This window comes from Spirochaetia bacterium, assembly GCA_022482625.1.
Taxonomy (GTDB): Bacteria; Spirochaetota; Spirochaetia; order Sphaerochaetales; family Sphaerochaetaceae; genus Pleomorphochaeta.
Genome location: JAKVOU010000001.1, coordinates 2,767,430 through 2,789,321 on the forward strand (window position 1 = coordinate 2,767,430; position 21,892 = coordinate 2,789,321).

Annotated in this window: 20 protein-coding genes; 16 read left to right on the top strand and 4 right to left on the bottom strand. The window is 45.6% G+C overall.

Annotation, left to right across the window (positions count from 1 at the left end; genetic code table 11):
• Positions 1-23: 23 nt before the first annotated feature.
• Complete coding sequence (locus LKE40_12545; protein MCH3918259.1) at positions 24-692, top strand: aspartate/glutamate racemase family protein; 669 nt, start codon at positions 24-26, stop codon at positions 690-692.
• Complete coding sequence (locus tag LKE40_12550) at positions 685-1,605, top strand: sugar phosphate isomerase/epimerase (GenBank protein MCH3918260.1); 921 nt, start codon at positions 685-687, stop codon at positions 1,603-1,605. Before LKE40_12545 ends, LKE40_12550 begins: the two co-directional genes overlap by 8 nt.
• A gap of 491 nt (positions 1,606-2,096) precedes the next feature.
• Here the strand turns inward: LKE40_12550 and LKE40_12555 are convergent, their stop codons facing one another.
• Positions 2,097-3,230, bottom strand: coding sequence for a transposase (locus LKE40_12555; GenBank protein ID MCH3918261.1), 1,134 nt, complete (start codon positions 3,228-3,230; stop codon positions 2,097-2,099).
• 94 nt (positions 3,231-3,324) lie between these two features.
• On the opposite strand from LKE40_12555, the gene LKE40_12560 reads away from it, so the two are divergent.
• The 6 genes from LKE40_12560 (at position 3,325) to LKE40_12585 (ending at position 8,541) form a co-directional block, all read left to right on the top strand.
• The gene (locus tag LKE40_12560) at positions 3,325-3,480 is read left to right on the top strand and encodes a hypothetical protein (GenBank protein MCH3918262.1); all 156 of its coding nucleotides are present in this window, start codon (positions 3,325-3,327) and stop codon (positions 3,478-3,480) included.
• A 142-nt stretch (positions 3,481-3,622) separates the two neighbouring features.
• A complete protein-coding gene (locus tag LKE40_12565) occupies positions 3,623-4,288 on the top strand; it encodes a cyclase family protein (GenBank protein ID MCH3918263.1) in 666 nt (221 codons plus the stop codon).
• Positions 4,289-4,291: 3 nt separating this feature from the next.
• Positions 4,292-4,792 (top strand): TRAP transporter small permease subunit, encoded by a 501-nt coding sequence (locus LKE40_12570; protein ID MCH3918264.1) that lies wholly within the window; start codon positions 4,292-4,294, stop codon positions 4,790-4,792.
• Positions 4,785-6,062 carry a TRAP transporter large permease gene (locus LKE40_12575; protein MCH3918265.1) on the top strand — a complete coding sequence of 426 codons (1,278 nt, stop codon included), beginning with the start codon at positions 4,785-4,787 and terminating at the stop codon, positions 6,060-6,062. The genes LKE40_12570 and LKE40_12575 overlap by 8 nt, the downstream gene beginning before the upstream one ends.
• 259 nt (positions 6,063-6,321) lie before the next feature.
• On the top strand, positions 6,322-7,467 hold the full coding sequence (locus LKE40_12580; GenBank protein MCH3918266.1) for an IS110 family transposase: 1,146 nt from the start codon (positions 6,322-6,324) through the stop codon (positions 7,465-7,467).
• An 81-nt stretch (positions 7,468-7,548) separates the two neighbouring features.
• Positions 7,549-8,541: a DctP family TRAP transporter solute-binding subunit gene (locus LKE40_12585; protein ID MCH3918267.1), complete on the top strand. Its 993-nt coding sequence runs from the start codon at positions 7,549-7,551 to the stop codon at positions 8,539-8,541.
• Positions 8,542-8,907: 366 nt separating this feature from the next.
• On the opposite strand, the gene larA is transcribed toward LKE40_12585, so the two are convergent.
• Positions 8,908-10,191 carry a nickel-dependent lactate racemase gene (gene larA, locus LKE40_12590; protein ID MCH3918268.1) on the bottom strand — a complete coding sequence of 428 codons (1,284 nt, stop codon included), beginning with the start codon at positions 10,189-10,191 and terminating at the stop codon, positions 8,908-8,910.
• Positions 10,192-10,613: 422 nt separating this feature from the next.
• Between larA and LKE40_12595 the strand changes: the two genes are divergently transcribed.
• The 5 genes from LKE40_12595 to LKE40_12615 all read left to right on the top strand — a co-directional run bounded on the left by LKE40_12595 (position 10,614) and on the right by LKE40_12615 (position 15,812).
• A complete protein-coding gene (locus tag LKE40_12595; protein ID MCH3918269.1) occupies positions 10,614-11,624 on the top strand; it encodes a 4-hydroxythreonine-4-phosphate dehydrogenase PdxA in 1,011 nt (336 codons plus the stop codon).
• Between the two features lie 25 nt (positions 11,625-11,649).
• Positions 11,650-12,624, top strand: coding sequence for a tripartite tricarboxylate transporter substrate binding protein (locus LKE40_12600; GenBank protein ID MCH3918270.1), 975 nt, complete (start codon positions 11,650-11,652; stop codon positions 12,622-12,624).
• Positions 12,625-12,688: 64 nt separating this feature from the next.
• Complete coding sequence (locus LKE40_12605; GenBank protein ID MCH3918271.1) at positions 12,689-13,114, top strand: tripartite tricarboxylate transporter TctB family protein; 426 nt, start codon at positions 12,689-12,691, stop codon at positions 13,112-13,114.
• Positions 13,115-13,135: 21 nt separating this feature from the next.
• A complete protein-coding gene (locus LKE40_12610) occupies positions 13,136-14,647 on the top strand; it encodes a tripartite tricarboxylate transporter permease (protein MCH3918272.1) in 1,512 nt (503 codons plus the stop codon).
• The gene (locus LKE40_12615; protein MCH3918273.1) at positions 14,640-15,812 is read left to right on the top strand and encodes an amidohydrolase family protein; all 1,173 of its coding nucleotides are present in this window, start codon (positions 14,640-14,642) and stop codon (positions 15,810-15,812) included. Before LKE40_12610 ends, LKE40_12615 begins: the two co-directional genes overlap by 8 nt.
• Here the strand turns inward: LKE40_12615 and LKE40_12620 are convergent.
• Positions 15,775-16,881 (bottom strand): IS110 family transposase, encoded by a 1,107-nt coding sequence (locus LKE40_12620; GenBank protein ID MCH3918274.1) that lies wholly within the window; start codon positions 16,879-16,881, stop codon positions 15,775-15,777. The genes LKE40_12615 and LKE40_12620 overlap by 38 nt on opposite strands.
• A gap of 302 nt (positions 16,882-17,183) precedes the next feature.
• On the opposite strand from LKE40_12620, the gene LKE40_12625 reads away from it, so the two are divergent.
• Together LKE40_12625 and LKE40_12630 are read left to right on the top strand one after the other, a co-directional pair.
• Positions 17,184-18,476, top strand: a complete 1,293-nt coding sequence (locus tag LKE40_12625; GenBank protein MCH3918275.1) for a radical SAM protein — start codon at positions 17,184-17,186, stop codon at positions 18,474-18,476.
• Positions 18,469-20,952 (top strand): DEAD/DEAH box helicase, encoded by a 2,484-nt coding sequence (locus tag LKE40_12630; protein ID MCH3918276.1) that lies wholly within the window; start codon positions 18,469-18,471, stop codon positions 20,950-20,952. Before LKE40_12625 ends, LKE40_12630 begins: the two co-directional genes overlap by 8 nt.
• Before the next feature lie 126 nt (positions 20,953-21,078).
• On the opposite strand, the gene LKE40_12635 is transcribed toward LKE40_12630, so the two are convergent.
• Entirely contained in the window at positions 21,079-21,489 is a 411-nt protein-coding gene (locus LKE40_12635) for a hypothetical protein (protein ID MCH3918277.1), read from the bottom strand.
• A gap of 42 nt (positions 21,490-21,531) precedes the next feature.
• On the opposite strand from LKE40_12635, the gene LKE40_12640 reads away from it, so the two are divergent.
• Positions 21,532-21,804, top strand: coding sequence for a hypothetical protein (locus tag LKE40_12640; GenBank protein MCH3918278.1), 273 nt, complete (start codon positions 21,532-21,534; stop codon positions 21,802-21,804).
• The last annotated feature ends 88 nt before the right edge of the window (positions 21,805-21,892 follow it).

A 21,892-nucleotide genomic window follows, 5' to 3' on the forward strand; every position in this document is an offset into this window, starting at 1 on the left:
GATGTCAGTAAGGAGCGATCGATATGAAAAGTATCGGACTTATCTATACGGTACGGCCAGTCCTGGACAGTTTTGTTCCACAATTGTCCAGGTTGGTCAAAGGACAGGTTACCTATCACAACCTGCTTGACGATTTCCTGGCTTCTGATCCTGGTCTGCGAGGATGTTTCAGCATAGACAACAAACTTCGTCTGTTCAACGATATCAGGAATATGGAAATGACAGGAGCTGGACTGATTGTAGTCACTTGCTCTACCTTGACTCCGGCCGTGGAAGAAATACGGCCATTCATAAAAGTGCCTGTAATAGCCATCGATGATGCAATGTGTGAGTTGGCAGTGAAATCGGGCAGCCGAATCAGAGTCATCGCTACGGCCCGTAGTACGGTTGGACCCACTGAACAACATCTGCGTGCGACTGCTGTTCGATATGGTCTTCCCTTACCAGAAATCATGTCTTCTGATGATTCCGAAGCCTATGAGGCGATGAAACGTGGCGACATGGAACTTCATGACAAACATGTATTGCAGACAATTGCCGATACATCTGGGTATGATGTCATTGTCCTTGCCCAGGCATCCATGGCACATCTGGCCGATCAAGGTACCAGATTGTCTGGGATTCCTGTCCTTGGTTCGGTCCCGTCGTGTCAAGCGACTATTGCCGCTATGCTCAATAAGGAGAATGATTGAAATGAAGGTTCCTATCCGTTCATACTGCAGGCTCGGTATTGTCCATTCCATGGCTTATCCTGAAGCTGCCCAAGCTTCTTCATCGTTCATCCAGACTTTGCATCATCTCATGGAGGATCCTTGGTTTGACATCATTGAGCTGGGACAGCTGCCGTTTCCTGAACAAGAAGCTGTTGTGGTGGAGAGCTGTGCCCAGGCCCATGTCGGCTGTACATACAGCGCACATGGAAGACTGTTCAGGACAGGGCTGAACATCAATTCCCTTGATGAAGCAGAACGACTTCAGGCAATCCGGGAACTTGAAGCCGGAGTGGATGAGGCTTATCGTCTCGGAGCTTTGGACTTTCAGTTTCTGTCACGGGGATGGTCTTCCGATGCTATTGATGAGCATTTGGCTGCCTTGGTTGATTCCACAGTTACGATTTGCAGATATGTAGCGGAAAAGGGTCAGATGCCTGTAGTATTGGAGATATTCGACAACGATATTGATAAATGTTCTCTCATCGGACCTGCTCCGTTAGCCGCGCGATACGCTCAGGCCGTATGCCGGGAAGTGGACAACTTCGGGCTTATGGTTGACTGCAGCCATATACCTATGCTGCGGGAGACGTTGGATGAGGCTATCGATCCTATACGAAAATATATCCGGCATGCTCATATGGGCAATACGTTGATTTCTGATCCATCGAATCCTTGTTATGGTGACCTTCATCCCCGCTTTGGATATCCTGGCAGTGAAAATAATACGGAATATCTTGCGGCCTATCTGTCAAAGCTTCTGGAGATAGGATATCTCAATCCTGTTTCGCGTCCTATTTTGAGTTTTGAAGTGAAGCCACGTCCCGATGAAAATCCGGAACTTGTCATCGCCGGTTGCAAGAGGATCCTGGATGAAGCTTGGCTGATGGTATAGTGCAGACTTGCCTGATGTTTTTCCAAGATAGTGAAGATGCAAACTAATCCTATTGTTGGTTCAGTCTGAAATCATTCTTATGCTTCTTTTTGAACATTGGCTGAACGTCATGTGATTTGCATAAAGGTATGAAGGGAATACCTTGTGAATCTGTTTATTTGAATGATGGCTGTTGTTTCATGAAACAATATTTGTAACATTGATAAAGGTATGATATTTTTCATTGATTTGAATTTTAGTAGAATATGATAAGTAAGTTATGTTGGTTACAGTAAATAGTATATATATCAGAGGTTTTTGCAAAACTCACGGATGCCTGAATAAATATTCACGGATGATGCATATCCATGCAGAAGCCATGCCTGACAGCTGCAGGGGATGGAAACCGGCCGCATCATGTAGCCTTTATGGCCTGTCGCAGGCCTGCGCGCACACGCAGGACGGACGCCCTCCCGGGTGCCTGCCTCTGTCATCATTTCCGTTCCTTCCTGCTATGCGCTCTTCCCTGCTGCCTGCCGTGCTTCCAGCACCTTGCCCATCCGCTTGACGGTCAGCATCAGCACCGCAAGCCGCAGGTCGAAATGTGCCCTCGGCCCCCGGCCGTACAGCACCTTCGGCAGGAAGCACTCCTTCAGCTCGCTGTTGGTACGCTCCACCGTGGTCCGTGCCCCGTACCTGGCGCGTTCGGCAGGGTCCATCTCCTCCTTGGCCCCGTTGCGGTCGGCCTTGAAGTCGATGAGCGGCACCCTGCCCATGGCAAGCACCCTGTCCCTGATTGCCCCGCTGCTGTAGCCGCCGTCCATGAGGGCATACAGCCAGGTGCACCGCCCTGCGGCGATGCGCAGCAGGGGGATTGCCGGCTGCGTGTCATGCACGCACGCCCCCGTCACCGCACTGGCCACCGGGATGCCGCTGTCGTCCACTGCCAGGTGTACCTTGTAGCCCACGCGCCACTGCATGTGCCCCCTGCTGTTCCGCTTCCCGGTGACCGTACACCGCTGTTCCAGCGTGGCCAGGTAGGCATGGGGGTCCCCGCTGTCGCGCAGCTGCACCAGGCGTGCCTCCTGCCCCTTCCTTTCCTGCACCGCCTTCTCCTCTGCGCTGCCGGCCTTCGGGCGGCCCCTCCGGCCCTTCTGCCGCTTCGCCCTCACCGCAGGCTTCTCCCGTGCATCCACGGGCGTGCTGTCAAGGCTCAGGTGGCACACCGTCCTGCCTGCATAGAACTGCCTGCACAGCCGGTCATGGATCCCCCGGAAGTCCATCTCCTCCAGCAGCCGTGCCGTCCGCCTGCTCACCGACGACGGGCTGGGTACCCGTCCCAGCTGTGTCACCGTCCTCAGGTTCGGGCTCGAGCGCAGCAGGGCAACCGCCGCCGTGACGGTGTCCAGGCGGAAGAAGAGCAGCACCGCACGCACCGCCAGTATGTCCATCAGGCTGTAGCCCCTGCGCCCGGTACGCCCTCCCGCAGGCCGGGAAAGCCGCGTGGGGACCAGGGCAACCAGTGCCTGCCAGTAGCGCAGGAACTCCACCTCCTTCGGGGTGGGCTCAAGGAAGAAGCAGCCGCACAGGTCCTGCCGGTCGAAGAGGAGGGGTTGCAGTGAAAGGCGGTTCGGTGTATTATCCATGGTAAAGGCTCCTTTTATTCTTTTTTACAATCAAAGTATATCAAAAGCGAGCCTTTTTTCATACCCTAAAAAGAATTGTTTTTCAAAGAAAAGAATGACGGTGCACCTGTCCTTTGCCGTACGGGGCGGGGCTGTCCTCCCGGCACCATGGCATGCTGGTGCAGCCTTTCCCTCAGTTCCTCCCTCTTCTTTCCCTTCCGGACACAGGCCGGGAATCCTGCTGAGAAAACTGCATATTTATGCACCCTGACCAATCAGTTTCGAGTTTTGCAAAAACCTCATCAAAAAAATATAAAATTTTTATATAGTAAGCAGGACTTGGCACGGAATATGTTTATATGTGGTAAGTGTTGGAAATGGTGTTATCCAACCAGTAAAAGGAGAGTGGTAGAATGTATATTGATTTAAGTTGGCCGATTATAGAAAATCATTGGCGATACCCGAAGTTCCATAGGGAAGAGATTTCTTCATTTGAACGTGGAGATATGTGGCAGATCACAGGATTCAATCTGACTTCCCATTGGTTTTCACACATTGATTTTCCACGTCATACCGGTGCTGAATTTCCAGACAGTACGGCTTTTCCTCTGTCATATTTCAATGGGGAAGCCCGGGTTGTTGACCTTGTGTTGCCTCATGGATGTGCTGACCATGCTTATACAGCAGAGGAAATTGAAAAGGCAGTCACTGCTGGACCCCAGGCAAAGATTTTGTTATTGCGAACAGATTGGGGTGTACAAATGGATTGGAAAAGTAAGGATTTTTGGGATCATGCACCATATATAACACCTGAAGGATTGTCCTATATTGCATCCATACACCCTCAGACAGTGGCTTTTGATTTTCCCCAGGATTATGCAATTAGATTGTTGAAAGAACGTAAGGTAGGCCCTGAAGAACAACCTTCTCATACTATATTGCTTCGAAATAATATTCTCTTGGTAGAGTATCTTACTAATTTTGACAAGATCGGCAGTGACCGTTGTGAATTCATCTGTATGCCATTGCATTTGGAGCATGTGGATGGTTGCCCTGTGCGTGCAGTTGCAAAGGTATAGGTTATGGATGCAAAAAAATATGCTCGTTTGGTTTATGATTTTAAAATTTTTCTCGGTATTCTCGTATTATTGTGGATTATTTTGGAAAATATAGTCATCGTTACCCGATATGTACTTAAGATATCCATTCCTTGGAGCAATGAACTGTTTATTCTCATGTTCGTTTGGTTCGTTTTCATTGGTGCTGCTTTGGAGAGCATTGACGAAAAACATATAGCAATTACATTGCTGCATGATGCACTCAAGACATCCCGATCAATTTATATTTTGAAATTGGTTCAGGATTTTCTGTTTCTTGTATTTATTGCTATTGTCTGTTATGAAAGCTGGAATGTTTGTTTGCTTCAGCATCATTCAGGGCAGATTACGTCTATATTGAAACTGCCTGTTTATATTTCCACGATGTCTCTTTCAGTGGGATCAACAGCTTGGGCAGCCATTCTGATACAGAAGATTCGACTTGATTTCAAAGGAATAAAGGAAGGAGACAATATCCATGAGTAGTTTGTTGATGATTGTTTTCTTTTTGGTTTTATTGCTGTTAGGGGTACCTGTTGTTGCTTCAATGGGTCTTGCTGCAATTGGATATGTGCTCGGTTTTATGAATTTACCCTTGAATATTGTTGCAAATCAGATGATGACCGGAGTTGGATCCGTCCCTCTTATGGCGATACCATTCTTTATCATTTCTGGTGCATTGATGGAATATGGGGGTATTTCGAGAAGAATCATTGGCTTTGCCGAAGCTCTGGTCGGACATTTGCCTGGTGGTATGGGTCTTGTGGTTATCGTTGCCAGCGCATTTTTTGCTGCCATGACTGGTTCTGGAGCCGCCTGTGTGGCTGCAATAGGTGGAATGATGATTCCTGCAATGACCAAGAATGGTTATGATATTGATTTTGCCTGTGCACTTCAAGCTTCAGGAGGTTCTCTTGGACCGATTATCCCGCCAAGTATTCTGATGGTGCTGTATAGTTGCAGTACAGGAAATTCTGTTGGGGATATGCTTCTTGCAGGGCTTTTCCCTGGCCTGTTGATTGCAATTTTGATGATGGTCCTTACGGTGCTGATTTCAAAAAGGGAAGGATATAAAGGCAGCGGTTCTTTCTCGATGAAAAAAGTCTGGCATAGCTTCAAAGAATCCATTTGGGCATTGCTGACACCCGTAATTATTTTGGGTGGTATCTATTCCGGGATATTTACACCGACGGAGGCTGCTGCCGCCAGCTGTCTCTATGCCATTATCATTGGACTATGGGTGTATAAGGAATTAAAGTTCAAGGAGCTTATGCTATGTCTTTATAATTCTCTGAAAAGTGTCGGAATGATTCTTAGCATTGTTGCTGTAACACAATTATTCAGTTGGATTCTCACGCGGCAAGGATTGCCTCAGATGATTGCACAGATGTGTACTCATATTTCCGATGATCCAAAAGTGTTCATGATTTTGGTAGGCATGATATTGCTTGTCGTCGGTTGTTTCCTGGATCCTGTTCCTGCTGTATTGATTTTTGCACCTATCCTTACACCAGCAGCAGGTGCAATGGGTATTGATCCTATACAGTTTGGCGTAGTAATGGTGGTGACATTCTGTATCGGCCTGGTAACACCTCCTGTCGGCATGACACTTTTTGTTGCTTCGGGTATCGGTGAACGTCCTGTGATGTCAATAAGCAAGAAAATCTGGCCTTTTGTCCTCGTAATGTTATTTGCTGTCATATTATTGATTATTTTCCCGCAAATCAGTCTGTGGTTACCACAGATGGCAAAATAAAAAAGGAGGAGTGATAAAAAGTAAATAGTTGGTGATTACCTAGGAGCTGGAGGGCCTATACTGGAAGGTACAGGCAGGAAGGCTGAGATGCAAGTCCGGCATATCTAATGGCACTTGATGTCGCAAAGGAGAATGGAAGGGTTTACATCGAATCACTCAGTGGTCCGCCGCAGCGATGCGGCTGAGGCCGGATAGGAGATTGGAAGGAATCACCGAACGGAAGCCGTCCTGCCCGGAAACTGAAGCGAGGAGGCCTGATATGGCAAACGGCATGGAAGAAGGGACGGAGAGGCTGGACGTAGGCGTGGACCTGCACAAGACGCAGGTGACGGTATGCGTCCTTGCGGACGGAGACGAGGAAAGGCCCGTGGAGGAGAAGGCATACGTCACCAGGGGACATGACGGGCTGGGACAGCTGGCAGCGAGGCTGCATGGCCTGCAGGAGGCATACGGCTGCCCGGTACGGCTTGCCGTGGAGACGACGGGCAACGCCCGGTACTTCAAGAACAGGTTCGAGAAGGAAGGCTTTGCCGTGACGGTGGTGAACACGAACAGGTTCAAGGTCATCAGCGAGAGCACGAGCAAGAACGACAGGAACGACGCGAGGACGCTGGCCTATTACCTGTACAAGGACATGCTCCCGCAGAGCCACCTGTGCGACCAGCAGAGCGAGGAGGCCAGGCGGCTGCTGAAGGCCAGGAGCATCCTGGTGAGCACGCAGGTGAAGGTGAAGAACCAGGTCCACGGGATGATGCTCGGCTACGGGGTCGACACGAGGCACAGCCAGCTGCAGAGCAAGAGGAAGCGGCAGGGACTGCTGAAAGATCTCGAAGACCATGGATTCACGCAGACCGCCGCCGCTTCGCTCAAGCTTCTGTTCGGCATTATAGACGACCTGGCGGAGCAAATCAAGGCAGTGGAGAAGCAGCTGGCCGAGACGGCCGGGGAGAACGAGGACGTGGCGCTGCTCAGGACGGTGCCGGGGATCGGCGCGGTCACGGCGATGACGATCGCGGCCTATGCGGGGGACCTGCAGGGACGGTTCGGGGGAGACTTCAGGAAGTTTGCCTCGTATGCGGGGCTGGTGCCGTCGGTGCACAACTCGAACGACACGGTCCTGCTGGGGAGGATAACGAAGCACGGGCCGCAGATGCTGCGCACGGCGCTGGTGCAGGCGACGATGGGGATGCTGCGGCTGTCCAAGAAGACGGGCAGCTGGCGGCTGATGGTGGCTTACCGAAGGATGAAGGAGACGAAGGGGTCGGGGAAGTCCATCATAGCCACGACGCGTAAGCTGGCGAGGGTCATCTTTGCGATCCTGAACAGCAGGAGGCCGTTCGACGAATCCCTGATGGTAAGGGAAGTCGGGGGGTCACTGAGTGCGGAGGAGGTCATAGGGGCCTAAAGGTAAGGTCTCCTATGAGGAGAAAACAAACGGAGCTTGATAGTTTCCGTAGAAACTATTGACTTTTTATAGGAGCTCTATATGAAAAGAAAAAGTATGATGATGTTGGTATTGCTTTGTGCTTTGCCTATGCTGTTTGCAAATGGAACAGGTGAAGCTGGAAGTAAAAAAGGGATTGAACTTTCTGCTGCAACAGGTGGTATGTCCGCAAATAGCCCGGCTGGAAGAGCCATGGCAAAATTTGCAGATAAGGTACAGGAATATTCACAGGGATCTGTGGATATAAAGGTTTTCTATGATACGACCTTAGGTAATGCCTCTTCGATGATCAACGGATTCCAACAGGGTACTGTTGATATCGGAGTATGCGGTGATTCCTACTATTCAGGTCTGGTTCCTGAAATTCAAGCTTTTGAGTTGCCATATGTCTTTGACTCACTTAAGGATGCCCGTACTGCTGTAGCAGGTAAAGCTGGTGATTATATCAAAGATAAGTTGCAACAGAAAGGAATACATCCCTTGACTTTTTGGGAGATTGGTTTCAGGGAGTTGACAAATAACAAGCGTCCGGTGACTGTGCCAGCTGATCTCAAAGGAATCAAATTACGCTGTTTGCCTGCAAGTTTTCAAGTCAAAGCCTGGGAAGCCGCAGGAGCCATTCCCGTGCCGATGGATGTTTCAGAGCTTTATTCATCTCTGCAGCAAGGAGTAGTCGATGGGCAGGAAAATCCTTTAAGCGAGATATATAACCAGCGATTTTATGAAGTGCAGAAGTATTTGTCTTTGACTGATCATGTGTACACGCCGATGCTTTTCAGTATCAGTAACATTGCATGGAATAAGCTTGATGCTTCCCAACAGGATGCACTTGTCAAAGCTGCAAAAGATGCGCAGAGCGAAGTGTATAGGATCAATGACGAGGAATCAACGATATTGCTGAAAAAGATTGAAGATGCAGGGGTGAAGGTCGAACAACATCCTGATAAAGCAGCTTTCAAGGTTGCCATGGCTCAATCCTTGGTATTATTTAAAAATGAATATGGTGATACAATGTTTACCCTAATGGGAAAATAACCGATATTGTTTCATAGAAGGCATGGAAAATGGTTTCCCATGCCTTTTTTTTACAAAAAACTAAGCAGAAATTTTGGAATATGCAGGATTTTGTGAAAGGTTTTTTTCGGTTATGTTTTTGTCATCGAATCAGGATCGGTATTCTTGATTCCGACATTTCGAAAAGTAACCGCTATCCTTTAGCCATTGCAATATACCGGGAGTATCGTTCCGGTAAGCCTGATATGAGCTTTCCTGGCAGACGGCGAGCCATGCCAGTTACTTTTTCAGCATACGGGATCCGATGAAAAAGTCTGTCGTTTGGTTAAGTTCACTGATTTGCTGCAAAAACAGATTTAGAAATCATACTACATTTGGACAGCGGAGCTAGATATGTTTTTTGTTGCTGACTATCACAGAGACTCCGTCTGGGATTGCTATGATTTTTGCCTGGGGATTGCCTACTATGTCTTCTGCGAGTTTCAATGCTTCCCCAATGCTGTGAGCCGGGATCATGTGCAGAGCACGTATCATATCGTCGGGAGCTTCTGATATGTAGATGACCGTTGCCTTTTGTAGGATCCTGATGAAAATCTGCGTCTGCCATTGATCGGGAACGGTAGCTGTCCTGTTTCTGCTCATAAACAGCTTGAGTGTCTTGTTGATATCCGGTTCATCTGCCATCTGATGGTAGAAAGCATCTCCACCGGTACCGTCGTCTGATCGTGCGATCATGATGATGACTCCTGATTTGGTCACGGCAGCTTCAGCGGCGGTCATTCCTTTGACAGCCTGGTAGATGTTCTGATCAAGCGGGTAACCGCCGTTGGTGGAGATGACTATAGGGGCTGGGGCCGTTTCAACCTTGCACAAGTTGTCCAGGAACCGACAACCTGTCTCATGTGCTGCTTCCATATCTCCTGCGACTGCATATATGGGAGATTTCCTGGCATCTATGACTACGTTGACGATGAAGGCCAGCTTTGCCTGGCGGGCGGCCCAGACCATGTCCTTGTGTATCAGGTTACCTTCAAGAATCCCTGTCCTGGAATGGGAGTCTGCAATGAACTCTGAGCAATGGTTGGCCAGTACCGTTGTCCTGGAGGCGACTCCGGGCAGAACACTTTTCCGTGATCCTGAGTATCCGGCAAAGAAGTGAGGTTCTATGAACCCTTCGGATACCAGCAGGTCAGCTTCAACGGCCAACTTGTTGATCAGGCAGGTACCGCCGCTTGGCAGTGTACCGATGTCCACTACAGGAGAAGTGTCACAGTCGTGGATGACAATATGTTCTTTGCTGACTATTTCTGTTCCGAATTTTGCAATCAGTTCCTGTTTTGTCGTTCCACGATGACAGCCGGTTGCAATCAATATAGTAATTTCAGCTTCGGGGTTGCCTTTACGTATTTCCCTTAGCATTGCAGGAATGATAAATCTGCTTGGTACTGGTCTGGTATGATCACTGGCCAACAGGACGATGTGTTGGCGATTTTCCGAAAGTTCGCACAGTTTCTTGCTGCCGATGGGATGTTCCAGGGCCTCATCGATGAGTTCCTGTGGGGAGGCAGGCGCCTTGTATTCGTGCAGGGGTGATACCAAGATATTCTGTATCCTGTCTTCAGGGATATCGGCATGGATTGTGTTTTTTCCGAATGGGAAGTCAATGATCATATGCTACCTCTTATTTTTTGTATACAGTATACAATATACTTCAATAGTAATTCTTTGTGATGCTTTGTTCAAGATGAAATTGAATGTTTCCATAGGCTGTAAAAGTTCCTGATCGAAGTGTTTCATTGGTCCGTTTATGGTCTCAAATGAACAGCGATTGAAACAAATAGGTGAGCGTTTTATCTGAAATCAAATGAATTATATTTTGAATAGGGATTTTTTTTTCTGCTAACTACTGGTTATATGCTAATTACGTAACAATACCTACTTATAAGACAGAAAGGTTGTTTCTTCCATGGATTTTGGCATGGAAGTTGCTTGGAGAATGATACGGATGGAGTACCGTTGGATGTGGGACACTAGTACCTAAGCTGATGCTGCGATTCGTCCGTTTCATATTTAACATAAGGAGATTCCAGAGTATGAATGAAAAACCTGTTCTAGGTATATTGCTCGGCGATGCTGCTGGTGTTGGTTCAGAGATACTTGCCAAGTTGGCTTCTTCCCATTTCTTCGATGCATATTGCAGACCTTTGTTCATCGGTGACATACGTGTTATGCAAAGAGGATTCGATATCATCGGAAAAACTTCATGCATCAATGCAATTGAGGATGCTCATGAGGCTTCATGGGAACAAGAAGGATGTTATCCCCTCTTGGACCGAAAAAATGTTGATCCTTGTAAGGTTCCATTCGGGAAGATATCCCTCATTGCAGGACGTGCCTGCATCGATATGCTGGCGACAGCAGTGCAATTGAGCAAGGAAAAACTGATTGCAGGATTTTGCTTTGTTCCATTGAACAAAGCCGGCTTGCGTGAAGCTGGCTGTCTCTATGAAAGTGAACACCATTTTCTTGCCCATGCCTTTGGTGTGACCGGGCCTTTCGGTGAGATAAATGTCGTCGATGACTTATGGTCCACAAGGACAACCAGCCATATTCCTATCAAGGATGTGAGTAGCAGTCTTTCTGTCGAAAGGATCGACAATTCGATTCTCTTATGTAATGAAGCCTTGAAATCGAGTGGAGTCAAGAAGCCTAGGATTGCCATCTGCGCTTTGAATCCCCATTGTGGCGAGAACGGCAAGTGCGGCACTGAAGAAATTGAAATCATCACACCGGCCATTGAAAAAGCAGAAGCTATGGGTATTGATGTTACAGGGCCTTATTCTTCTGATATTACGTTCATCAAGGCTTTCAAAGGTGATTTTGACGGAGTCGTGACTATGTATCATGACCAAGGACAGATTGCACTCAAACTCAAAGGTTTTGACCAAGGCATAACGATTGCAGGGGGGATGCCTGTGCCGATTGCCACCTGTGCTCATGGAACAGCCTATGATATAGCTGGAACTGGGGTTGTCAATCCCCATGCATTTGAGAATGCAGTCAGGATGGTAAGTCGAATGGCTGAGCATCTTGCACAAGAATAAAAAGAAAAAACAAAAGGAGAAAACAATGAAAAAGATTTTTTTGAGTTTGATTATTGCCAGTGTATGCAGTTTTACTTTGATGGCAAATGGTACAGCGGAGGTTGATCACAGTTACCCTACGAAACCTGTTAAGATTGTGGTTCCCTATGGTGCAGGCGGAGGTTCAGACATTACAATTCGTTTGCTTGCAAAATATATGGAACCGACCCTTGGCCAAAATATTGTCATACAGAATGTAAGCGGTGGCAGTGGGACCATTGGGTGGACTCAGGTCTCTGAAGCAAAACCTGATGGATATACACTTAGTTATGGAGATTGCCTGATGTCCAATGGTCAACTTCTGTTTAAGGGAATTACCTATGATAATACATCCTTTACTCCTATTGCCATGTATGCCAATGATCCTCATATCATCGTTGCTTCAAAAAATTCGGGTATTACAAGCTTCCAGCAGTTGGTTGAATATGTAAAACAGCATCCGGGTCAGGTAACTTTCGGACTTGGTGGGGCCTGGACCAGTCATGATTTCTTAAGGCTGAGTTTGGAAGAAGCCACTGGGATTTCATTCAAGAGGATGGTATTCCAGAGTGGTGCACTGGCAGTCACTGCCGTTGCAGGTGGCAATTGTATGGTAGCTGTACCATTCGTGAGTGAAGCCCTTGCACAGATTGAGGCAGGCAATGTCATTCCTTTGGCTGTCTCGAGTGCAAAGAGGATTGATGTAGCCCCTCAGATTCCAACTATCAAGGAATGTGGCGTTGACTACACGCATACAATGTGGAGAGGTATCATTGCTCCGGCTGGGTTACCGGATAATATAATTCATGCTGTGGATACTGCAATTGGAAAAGCTTTTGATAATCCTGAATATGTCAAAGCTGCAAAAAATGCTGGTTCTTTCCCTGAGTATATGGGATATGACCAATTCCATGACTATTTCAATCAGAATCATGAAACGTATAAGGCATTGATTACGAAAGCATTAAGCGAAACCAACTGATTGTTTTTTGAAAACGGCCGATAATTTATCTGGCCGTTTTCTGATAAAGAAAGGAGAAAAATCGATGGGAAAACTTAATGGTAACAGATTGTTTATCTTGGCATTCATTGGTCTGCTTGTTGCCTTTGCAACGCAATTGCCGGCAATGCCTGCAACTGCTGCACACTATCCTTTGGTATTGTTGATAGCTAGTTTTGTCCTTGCCTTATGGTTGTTGTTCGATAAGCAAAAAGAAGAACAGCATCTGGACTCTTGGTGTGTAATCCATGTCTGTGTGTTTGCATTGGCTGTTATAGCATATATTTTTCTAATGTCATATATCGGCTATGTGATTTCTACCTTGCTGTTTTTGTTTTCTAGTCTTTTATATCTGAAAATACCTGGTAAGAAAGTGCTGTTTATTTTTCCTGTAGTCGTTACTCTGTTGCTCTATATATTCTTTACCGATGTCCTCAATGTCTATTTACCGACTGGACATATATTTTCTTGATTGTTTTTCGGGAGCGTTATGATGATTCACAACATTCTTTTGGGCTTGTCTGGGGTATTTACCGTACAAAATTTCTTTTTTATGGTACTTGGTATTATCATTGGAATTATTTTTGGCGCGTTGCCTGGTTTCAGTGCAACGATGGGCGTGGCTGTATTTGTACCATTTTCATATGTGCTTTCTTCGGGTGCAGCAATGTTGCTATTGTCAGGAATATACTGTGGTGGTGTGTATGGAGGTTCGATTCCTGCTGTTTTGATTGGCATCCCTGGTACTCCTGCAAGCGTACCGACTGCTATGGATGGCAGACCTATGGTCGAGAGAGGCGAAAGTGGCAGGGCTTTGTCCTTGGTGACTATGGCATCGTCTTTTGGTGGATTCATTTCCTCGTTGGCTTTGCTTTTGGGGGCGCCTCTTCTAGCAATCGTTGCCATGAAAGTAGGACCTCCGGAACAAATGATGATAGCAATCTTTGGGTTGTCCGTAGTATCTACGCTCAGTGAACATAATATGAAGAAAGGACTGTTTGTTTGCTTTGTTTCGTTATTGATTGCAACGGTCGGACAAGATCCAGTCCTTGGTTTTCCCCGTTTTACTTTTGGTAATTATCAATTATCAAGTGGTTTTGAAATTGTTTCTGTGTTGATTGGCTTATTCAGCATGCCTGAAGTATTTAGGATGATTGAGAGCTTACATGAAGAGAATAGACAGAAACAAGCTCATATAAGCAAAATGAGTTTTTCTGCTTTTGAAGTATTCAGTAATCTCCGTAATTTACTTAGATCGACCTTCTTGGGAATAGGTATAGGTATCATTCCGGCAGCAGGCCCTGACATTGCCTCTTTCCTTTCTTATAACCAAGCAAAGCAAGCCAGTACCCATCCTGAAAAGTTTGGTCATGGATCTTCTGAAGGCATTGTTGCGAGTGAGGCTGCAAACAATGGTGTTACCGGAGGTTCGCTCATTCCTTTATTGACGCTGGGTATCCCTGGAAGTGCTCCTGCAGCGATTTTTCTTGGTGCTTTGATCATCCATGGTCTACGTCCGGGCCCTTTGCTTTTTAGTGCCCATGCTGGTGAAGTGTATACGCTTCTGGTAGGCTTTGCGATAATTAATATTTTGTTGTATTTCCTTGGTATGTTGTTTTGCCGTTTTGCTGGCAAAGTCTTGATTATTCCAAAACAAATCCTGATAGTGATTATCGTCACGTTGGCTACGGTCGGTTCATTTTCTATTCAACAGAATTTTGTTGATGTTATTACTATGTATGGTGCCGGAATCATTGGCTACTTTATGACAAAATATGACTATCCTCTTTCTCCTGTAGCGCTTGGTTTGTTGTTGGGGCCTATGCTTGAGGAAGCCATTAAGCTGACTGGTACGATGTATACCAATTTTGCACTGATTTTTACTAGACCTTTGACTGATGTATTTCTTTTCTTCATTATCCTTTCCTTTGCTTGGCCTGTCCTACGTAACTATTTGTCTCATAGAAAGAAATGTGCAAGTGCTGAGGAGGTTTGCAATGATTAGGTTGTTTGTCGCGCATTTGCTTGCAGGAGCTGATCTACATCTTGAAACAAATAAAATACTTACCATTGAGGGAAAAACAATTACATCTATTCTTCCCGGAACTGCTGATTCTGCTGATGTTGTACTGCCGTCTTCGGTGACATTGCTTCCGGGGTTGATAGATTGTCATTCCCATCTTGCATTGGATGCTCGGATTCCTGGACATCTGGACATGATGGATGATACTGAATCTGTACAAACACTTCGGGCTCTGAGAGCCATAAAAGATGATCTGTACCAGGGTATAACGGGTCTGAGATGTATGGGTGATCGATATTATCTTGACATTGTCCTGAGAGACAGTGCTGCATGCGAAGACATCATAGCTCCTTGGATGCAGGTCTCAGGTATTGGTATGAAGGGGATACATGGACATGGATATGTCGGCAAGGCTTTTTCAGGGGTCGAAGAATTCAGAAAGCAGGCTCGCGAAAACTTGCATCATGGAGTTGATTGGTTGAAAATTTTTGTTACCTCCGGAACTCCAAGTGAACATATTGACTGGTATCTCAGGAGGGAAGAAATCCGAGCTGTTATCGATGAAGCTCATAGTTGTGGCATAAAGACCTCTGCTCATTGCATAGGAGGGCAAGGACTGCAATACTGTGTTGAAGAAGGCATTTCTGTTCTTGACCATTGCTATTGGGTTGATGAACACAACATTGAATTAATTATGAAAAGTAATTCAACGGTATGTTTTACACCCGGTATTTTCATGGATGATTTGAGATTACCCATGTGTCCTGCTGCTCATGCCGAGAAAGTGAAATACTATCGGGCGGAAGTTGAAAAAAGGCTGTCAAGATTGGTTGCTGCAAAACCTCGGTTTGTGGTTGGAAGCGATGCCAATCATGGCTTACTTTGGAAAGAAGTTAATTATATGGTACAATTAGGAATGCCTGTAGAGGAAGCAATCAAGGGCGTAACCGTATATGCTGCACATTTGATGGAGCGAAAAACCGGGCAACTTACCTCAGGCTATGATGCTGATATGATTGCTGTGGATGGTAATCCACTTAAGGATGTTGCTTGCTTGGAACATGTTCGCTTTGTCTGTAAGGGAGGGCGAATGGTCCGTTGTGATTTTCCTACGACAAGTTCTGACCGATGTGCTGGTGAAATTTGATTGTTGAAAAGTGATTGACAAAAGCACCCTTCTTCTCCAGCTGTGCGATCTTGCCTCTCACCCGCTTGGAACCCCTGTCCGCATAGGCTATGACTGACGGGCACTGTCCCTGCTGCCTCGCGAGTATCCGCTTCGACTTGCCGTACGGGCTGCTCCTCTTGATGCCCTTCGCCGCTTCCACCAGCAGCAGCCGAAGCCTGGTGTTGCCGCATTTCGTTATCGTGTTGTACCTCACCTTCTGCCCGCTCGATTCCTGTCCCGGGCATATGCCCAGTAAGCTTGCGAACCGCCGTGCATCGGGGAAGCGGCTGAAGTCGCCGACCTCGCAGCAGAACGAGAGGGCCAGGTGCGTCTGTATGCCGGTGAAGCAGACGAGCCTGCCCACCTTTTCCCTGTAGCGCTCCGAATCCGCCAGCTCCTCTATCCTGGCGTCTATGAGCTCCAGCTTGGCCCTGAGGTCCTCCGTCTCCTGCAGGTACTGCTCGAAAGCCAGCTGGAGCAGCCCGTTCCCGAACCGTATGGACTTCAGCCACTGCCTGAACTTCCCGGTCCAGTAGGAACCGGGGAACGGATAGGAGTAGCCGGTCCTCAGCAGGAAGGAGAGGAGGTTCTGCTTCGCCTTCTTCAGATGCCTTGCAAGGGTATTGCGCATCCTCGTGTATTCCTTCGCCGCCTCATCCTCGCCGTCGGGGAGGACCACCTTCCTGTAGGTGCCGTTGGCAAGCGTCACCGCAAGCAGCATCGCATCGCGCCTGTCGGTCTTCACCTTCTGCCCCGATGCCCGCGCTATGGTGGTCGGCGCCATGATCACGCAGGTGCATCCCTGCTCCTTGTTCATCGCCCTGCACAGCCCGAAGCCCGTGGGACCGGCCTCATAGCCGACGAGGAACCGTACTGACGGGGCAAGGGCGAAGTCCCTGCGTGCCTTCCTCAGGAACTTCATGAGGAACTGCGCCCCCGCTTCCATCCTTGCGGCTTCTCCCAGGTAGCGGTTGTGCTCCCTGTCGAACATGCAGACGCTGTTGGTAGCCTTGTGGACATCCACCCCTACATAAATTATACTTTCCATCGTGACCTCCGATTTGTATGTGCTAACGCTCCATACTGTAAGATTTATTTTTCCTAAGTATGCAGCCGAATTCACGTCTTTGCAAACTCAGGAGGTCACATCATATTGTCTAAGCGAAAATAGATAGAGGAGAAATTAATGAAAGAAAAAAATCACAACAGAAAACAGTCTTTTACCGTAAGTTGGACTAAGAAAGAACCTAAGACTACCAGAAGTAGAGTCGGCATGATGTATTGCTTTAGAAATTGTTCAAAAAATAATAATTAGTTTCTACATAGTTGTCTTGAGTTTGCAAAAGCAATATGAGCAGTAAAGAAATAAATCTCCATATGCGGTATATCCTTCCTCAAGAAGTTGCTTATGTCTCGGTTGAAGATAAAGAGCTGGTAATTTTTTCGGAAGGATGTAATTGGTTGGTCTTACCACAGGGAGGAGAAAAAGTTTACCGTGCTCTTGCTGAAGGAAAAACAATTGCCGAGGTATTGGCAAAATTTAAGCGGGAAACTGTTATTTCGGTTATTGCTGAAATCGAAGCGAAAGATTTTGTACATTCATCCAAGGATTATGTTCTGCAGACATCAGAAGTGTTTATATATCTTACAAATCGATGTAACCTGAAATGTCCTTATTGCTACTTGTCCTCTGGTGATGTTACCTATGCTGAATTGTCATTGTCACAATGGCAAAAAGTGCTTGAAAATTTGTTCGCTGCAGGATTTACTACAGTAACTTTCAGTGGTGGAGAACCATTGCTTTATCCTGCGTTTCCTGAACTTTGTGAATTCGCACATAAATTGGGATTTCAGATTTGTGTGTTGAGCAATGGTCTCCTATGGACAGAAGAGCTGATTGCTAGACTTGCTCCAGTCTTAAGTGAAGTTCAGCTCAGTCTTGATGGATTTGATGCAGATTCTTATGCATTTGTACGAAAAGTGAACGGATTTGACCGTGTGCTCCGGTCCTTGGATTTGCTTTATGATGCAGGTGTGATGTTATCAATTTCTGTAACGCCATTATACGAAAATGTTGCTGATTTTCAACAGCATTATATAAATTTCGGTCATCAGCTACTTTCTCATTATCCGAATCTACAAATTAAATTTTCCTATGAATTGATGCCTGGAAGAGCTATTGAGGTATCGACAGAACTTAATGATCGGTACAGACAGATAATTTACGGAATCGTCGAAGAATTATATCCCGATTATGCTGCAGAGAATTTCTATATGAATCTCAAGACTAAAAAACGCATCAGAGGTTGTGGCTATGGAGGTCTTACTTTGGCTGCCGATGGAAACGTGTATTGGTGTAACAGATTGCCACAGTTGAAATCTGTAGGTAATATCCTTTCAATGCCTCTTGAACAGATACTGAGTATGTCAATGCAGACAAAATCTGCTGTGGCTGTAGAACATGTCCGTCCTTGCAATGACTGTCCTGTCAAATATATCTGCGGGGGTGGATGCCGTCTACAATATCTTCCTGTTTCTTCAGCTACAGATGAGAACATCCATTTTGAGACCAAATGTTCTGAAACTGTAAGAATGTCATTTTATAAAAGGATGATATGCGCCGATAGGTATTTTTATGTCTGATCCTTATCTTATTGTAGTAATGGATATATACACTTCAAAAAAATATCATGCTTTTTGCTTGGAAACCTATAGTGGCGAGAAAAAAATAGTCGGAAATGGAATTTTTTCAGGTTTATTGCATCCTGTTGATATTTTTAACTTTGATATCAATATTGTAAATGATTCTTTATTAAAACTTATGCAAACATCTTTGCACACTGGCGAGTTGCAACAAATCTCAAAGGCTCTTGTACTGTGTCAGGATTTACAATTGCTTTCTCTGGTTGCTACCAGCGGAATGTTGTTTTACCGACTTGAGAAACTGGGTAAAGTTTCATTGTTAACAAAAATTACACACCATTTTGCTGATAAATTTTCGCCAGGACATATACTTGAAATCAGTAACATGCAAATTTATTTTCATGATCATACATTGTACTGGTATGAAAATGCTAAAACTACAGTTGAGAAACAGCTCTTAGGATGTCTGCCGCAATCCATACTTCTTTTAGAAAAAGATGCTACAAATATTTCCCAGATAGAAGGACATTTATATTTCCGGTATGGGAACGAAGATATACATCCAGATTCAAAAAAACTGATGGTTTCTGGTTGTTTCAGAAATTTGAAAGTAGAGAAAGAAACAACAGAACTGTTTTTGCATAGTCCGTGGCATCATAGAAAAGCAAATATCTATGCTGTTTTATTACCAGAATTATATGAAGCCTGTGTTTTTGCCTATTCCCACGGTGTACAACTGTTTCGAGATAATAGAGCAGTACAAATATACCAAGGAAAGGCTTTGGAGTTTTCACAGAAAAAACGAGATTGGTTTGAATTAAGTGATTCTGTTTCTATTGAAGGTGAAACGTATGCGTTGACAAAACTTATGGATATGCTGAAACATCATCAGGATTGGGTGCAGCTTGATGATGCCTTTTTTTTGTTTCCTCATTCGATACAACAACTTTTGAAATTTCCTCGGCAAGAGAATACTGTACACATTCCTGTGTCAGGATTGAAGGAAAGTATTGACTTTTTGTCCGATAGCCACATATCACCTGTAATCGTGAATACTTTACCTAAAAGACAACTGGTAGATGTTCATTTGGATATCAACGATAGATTATTGAATCTATTACGCCCATACCAAATCGTTGGAGTCCGTTGGTTGAAATATCTGTATATGAATGGGTTGGGAGGTTGTCTGGCCGATGAAATGGGATTGGGAAAAACCATCCAGACATTGGCAACGCTTTCAGATAATGAGGTAGCAAAAAACAGTGTTCCTGATCTTATTGTGGTACCGAAAACACTTTTATTTAACTGGTTACATGAAATTGCCAGTTTTTTCCCTGAAGCCCATGTAATTCTTTACTACCAATCAAAGCGATGTTTACCGAAAACTGTTAAGTCCCATACTTTGATTATTACGACATACGGAATCATAGATAATGACATACAACTTTTTGCCTCAACTACTTTCAATTGTCTTGTGTTTGATGAAGCTCAAGCCTTGAAAAACAGCAGGACAAAGCATCACCAATCTTGTTTGAAATTAAAAGCTCGTTTTTGTTTGGCATTGACAGGGACACCTATAGAAAATTCTGTAGCTGATATTTGGTCGATCTATCATATTGTGCTTCCTGGATATCTTGGAAAACGAAAAGAATTTATCACAAGATATGTATCCTCTGAAAAACAAATTTATCTTCATAGGATACTTTCTCCAGTATTGCTTCGGAGGACAAAAGAAGAGGTACTCAAAGAATTACCTCCGAAACAATTTATTCCTATATATAATTCTATGGATGACAAGCAAAGGGAATTGTATGATGCAATTCTTATTACGATACGAACGGCATTGCAGAAGCATGGATCCTCCCATGTAATGACGAATAATTCAGTAATTGTATTGAATGGCTTACTACGACTTCGTCAAATATGCTGCCACCCTCAGTTGTTGCCTTTTGAGTTGAATTTCAATCATGCACACAGTAGTGGTAAATTTGACCAATTTTGTGATTTAGTTGCTCGGTTAATCAGTGAAAGACGGAAAATTGTGGTATTTTGTCAGTTTACGTCTATGTTGAAAATTATTTTGAGATGGGTGATTGCACAGCATATTCCGCATTGGTATCTTGACGGTACAACAGAAAATCGAGGAAGTATTGTCGAGGGATTTGAATGTGCTGATATAGGTATTTTTCTGATTAGTCTTAAGGCTGGAGGTACAGGAATTAACCTTGTCTCTGCCCATGATGTCATTGTGTATGATCCTTGGTGGAATCCTGCAGTGGAAAACCAAGCTATTGACAGACTACATCGTATCGGACAAACAGAAACTGTTTCTGTATATAAAATGATTACGATAGATTCAATCGAAGAAAAAATTGTTAAGTTACAAAATGAAAAAAAGGATATTTTCGATGCTGTATTGCAGCATCAGGAAACTCCACAGTCCTTTGAAGTTCTGAAAAAACTGCTATTGCAATAGTTTGTTCTTATTCTTGGCTTTAGCCTGTAGCGACCATGGAACAGGTACTGCAAAAAAGGGGCTGTTACCGTGACATCCGATGACTTTTGCAGATTATATATGTATAAACTGAAGTTTCGCAGTTGATCAGGCACTTGCCTTCAGATTCTCTCCGAGGGTATCGGGAAGGTGTTTCAGAAAGATATCCATCAGCCTTGTCCTGTCCGACTCAGAAAGACAGATGTGAATGTCAAGAAGATTTTTCAGAGATGGAAAAGTCCTTGCCGATGAAAACATCATATCGCGCACAAGACAGAAGGACTGTGGAATGTCGTCGAAGACGGCCTTGATGATGAGGGCCAAAACCGTGTGGGCGGAGATATCCGCCATCTGGTCGCACATGTAGAAGAACAGCTCGCCGATCGTCCTTTCGTCGACATCGCTGCATTTTATGACGGCCAGCATCATGTACTGGATGAGGACCAGGGAGACGTAGCTGCTGACGATGCTGCTGTAGTAGTGGTGGCGGCACTGGCAGCCCTTGGTAATGTGCAGCACGCTCTTGCACACCTTTTAGAATACCTCTGTCGATTATCCCGTTTGCGGAATAAGCGACAGATCGAGCTGGTGATGCGCTATTACAAGTCGGCCTGCTCGCTTGGCAGTACACGGGTGCATGACGACTACTCGGTCATCGGCAGCGAGTTCTGTGATTTCCTTGCCTCGGTGCTCACCTACAGGCTGCTTGACGCGTTCGACAGGGCCGGGCTGTTGGAAAGCCTGACCTACAGGAAGATCATGGCCGTGCTGAAGAGGGTGAAGAAGGTGAGGAGCGGCAAGGAAGAGTGGAAGACCCGGGAAATCATGATATAGTCCTACGATTTGGGAAAGTGTTAGTTAATGAATGTTGTAGGCCCGCAAGGACTGTAAAGGCTGCAGATGTGGTCATTCCTGGCCTTTT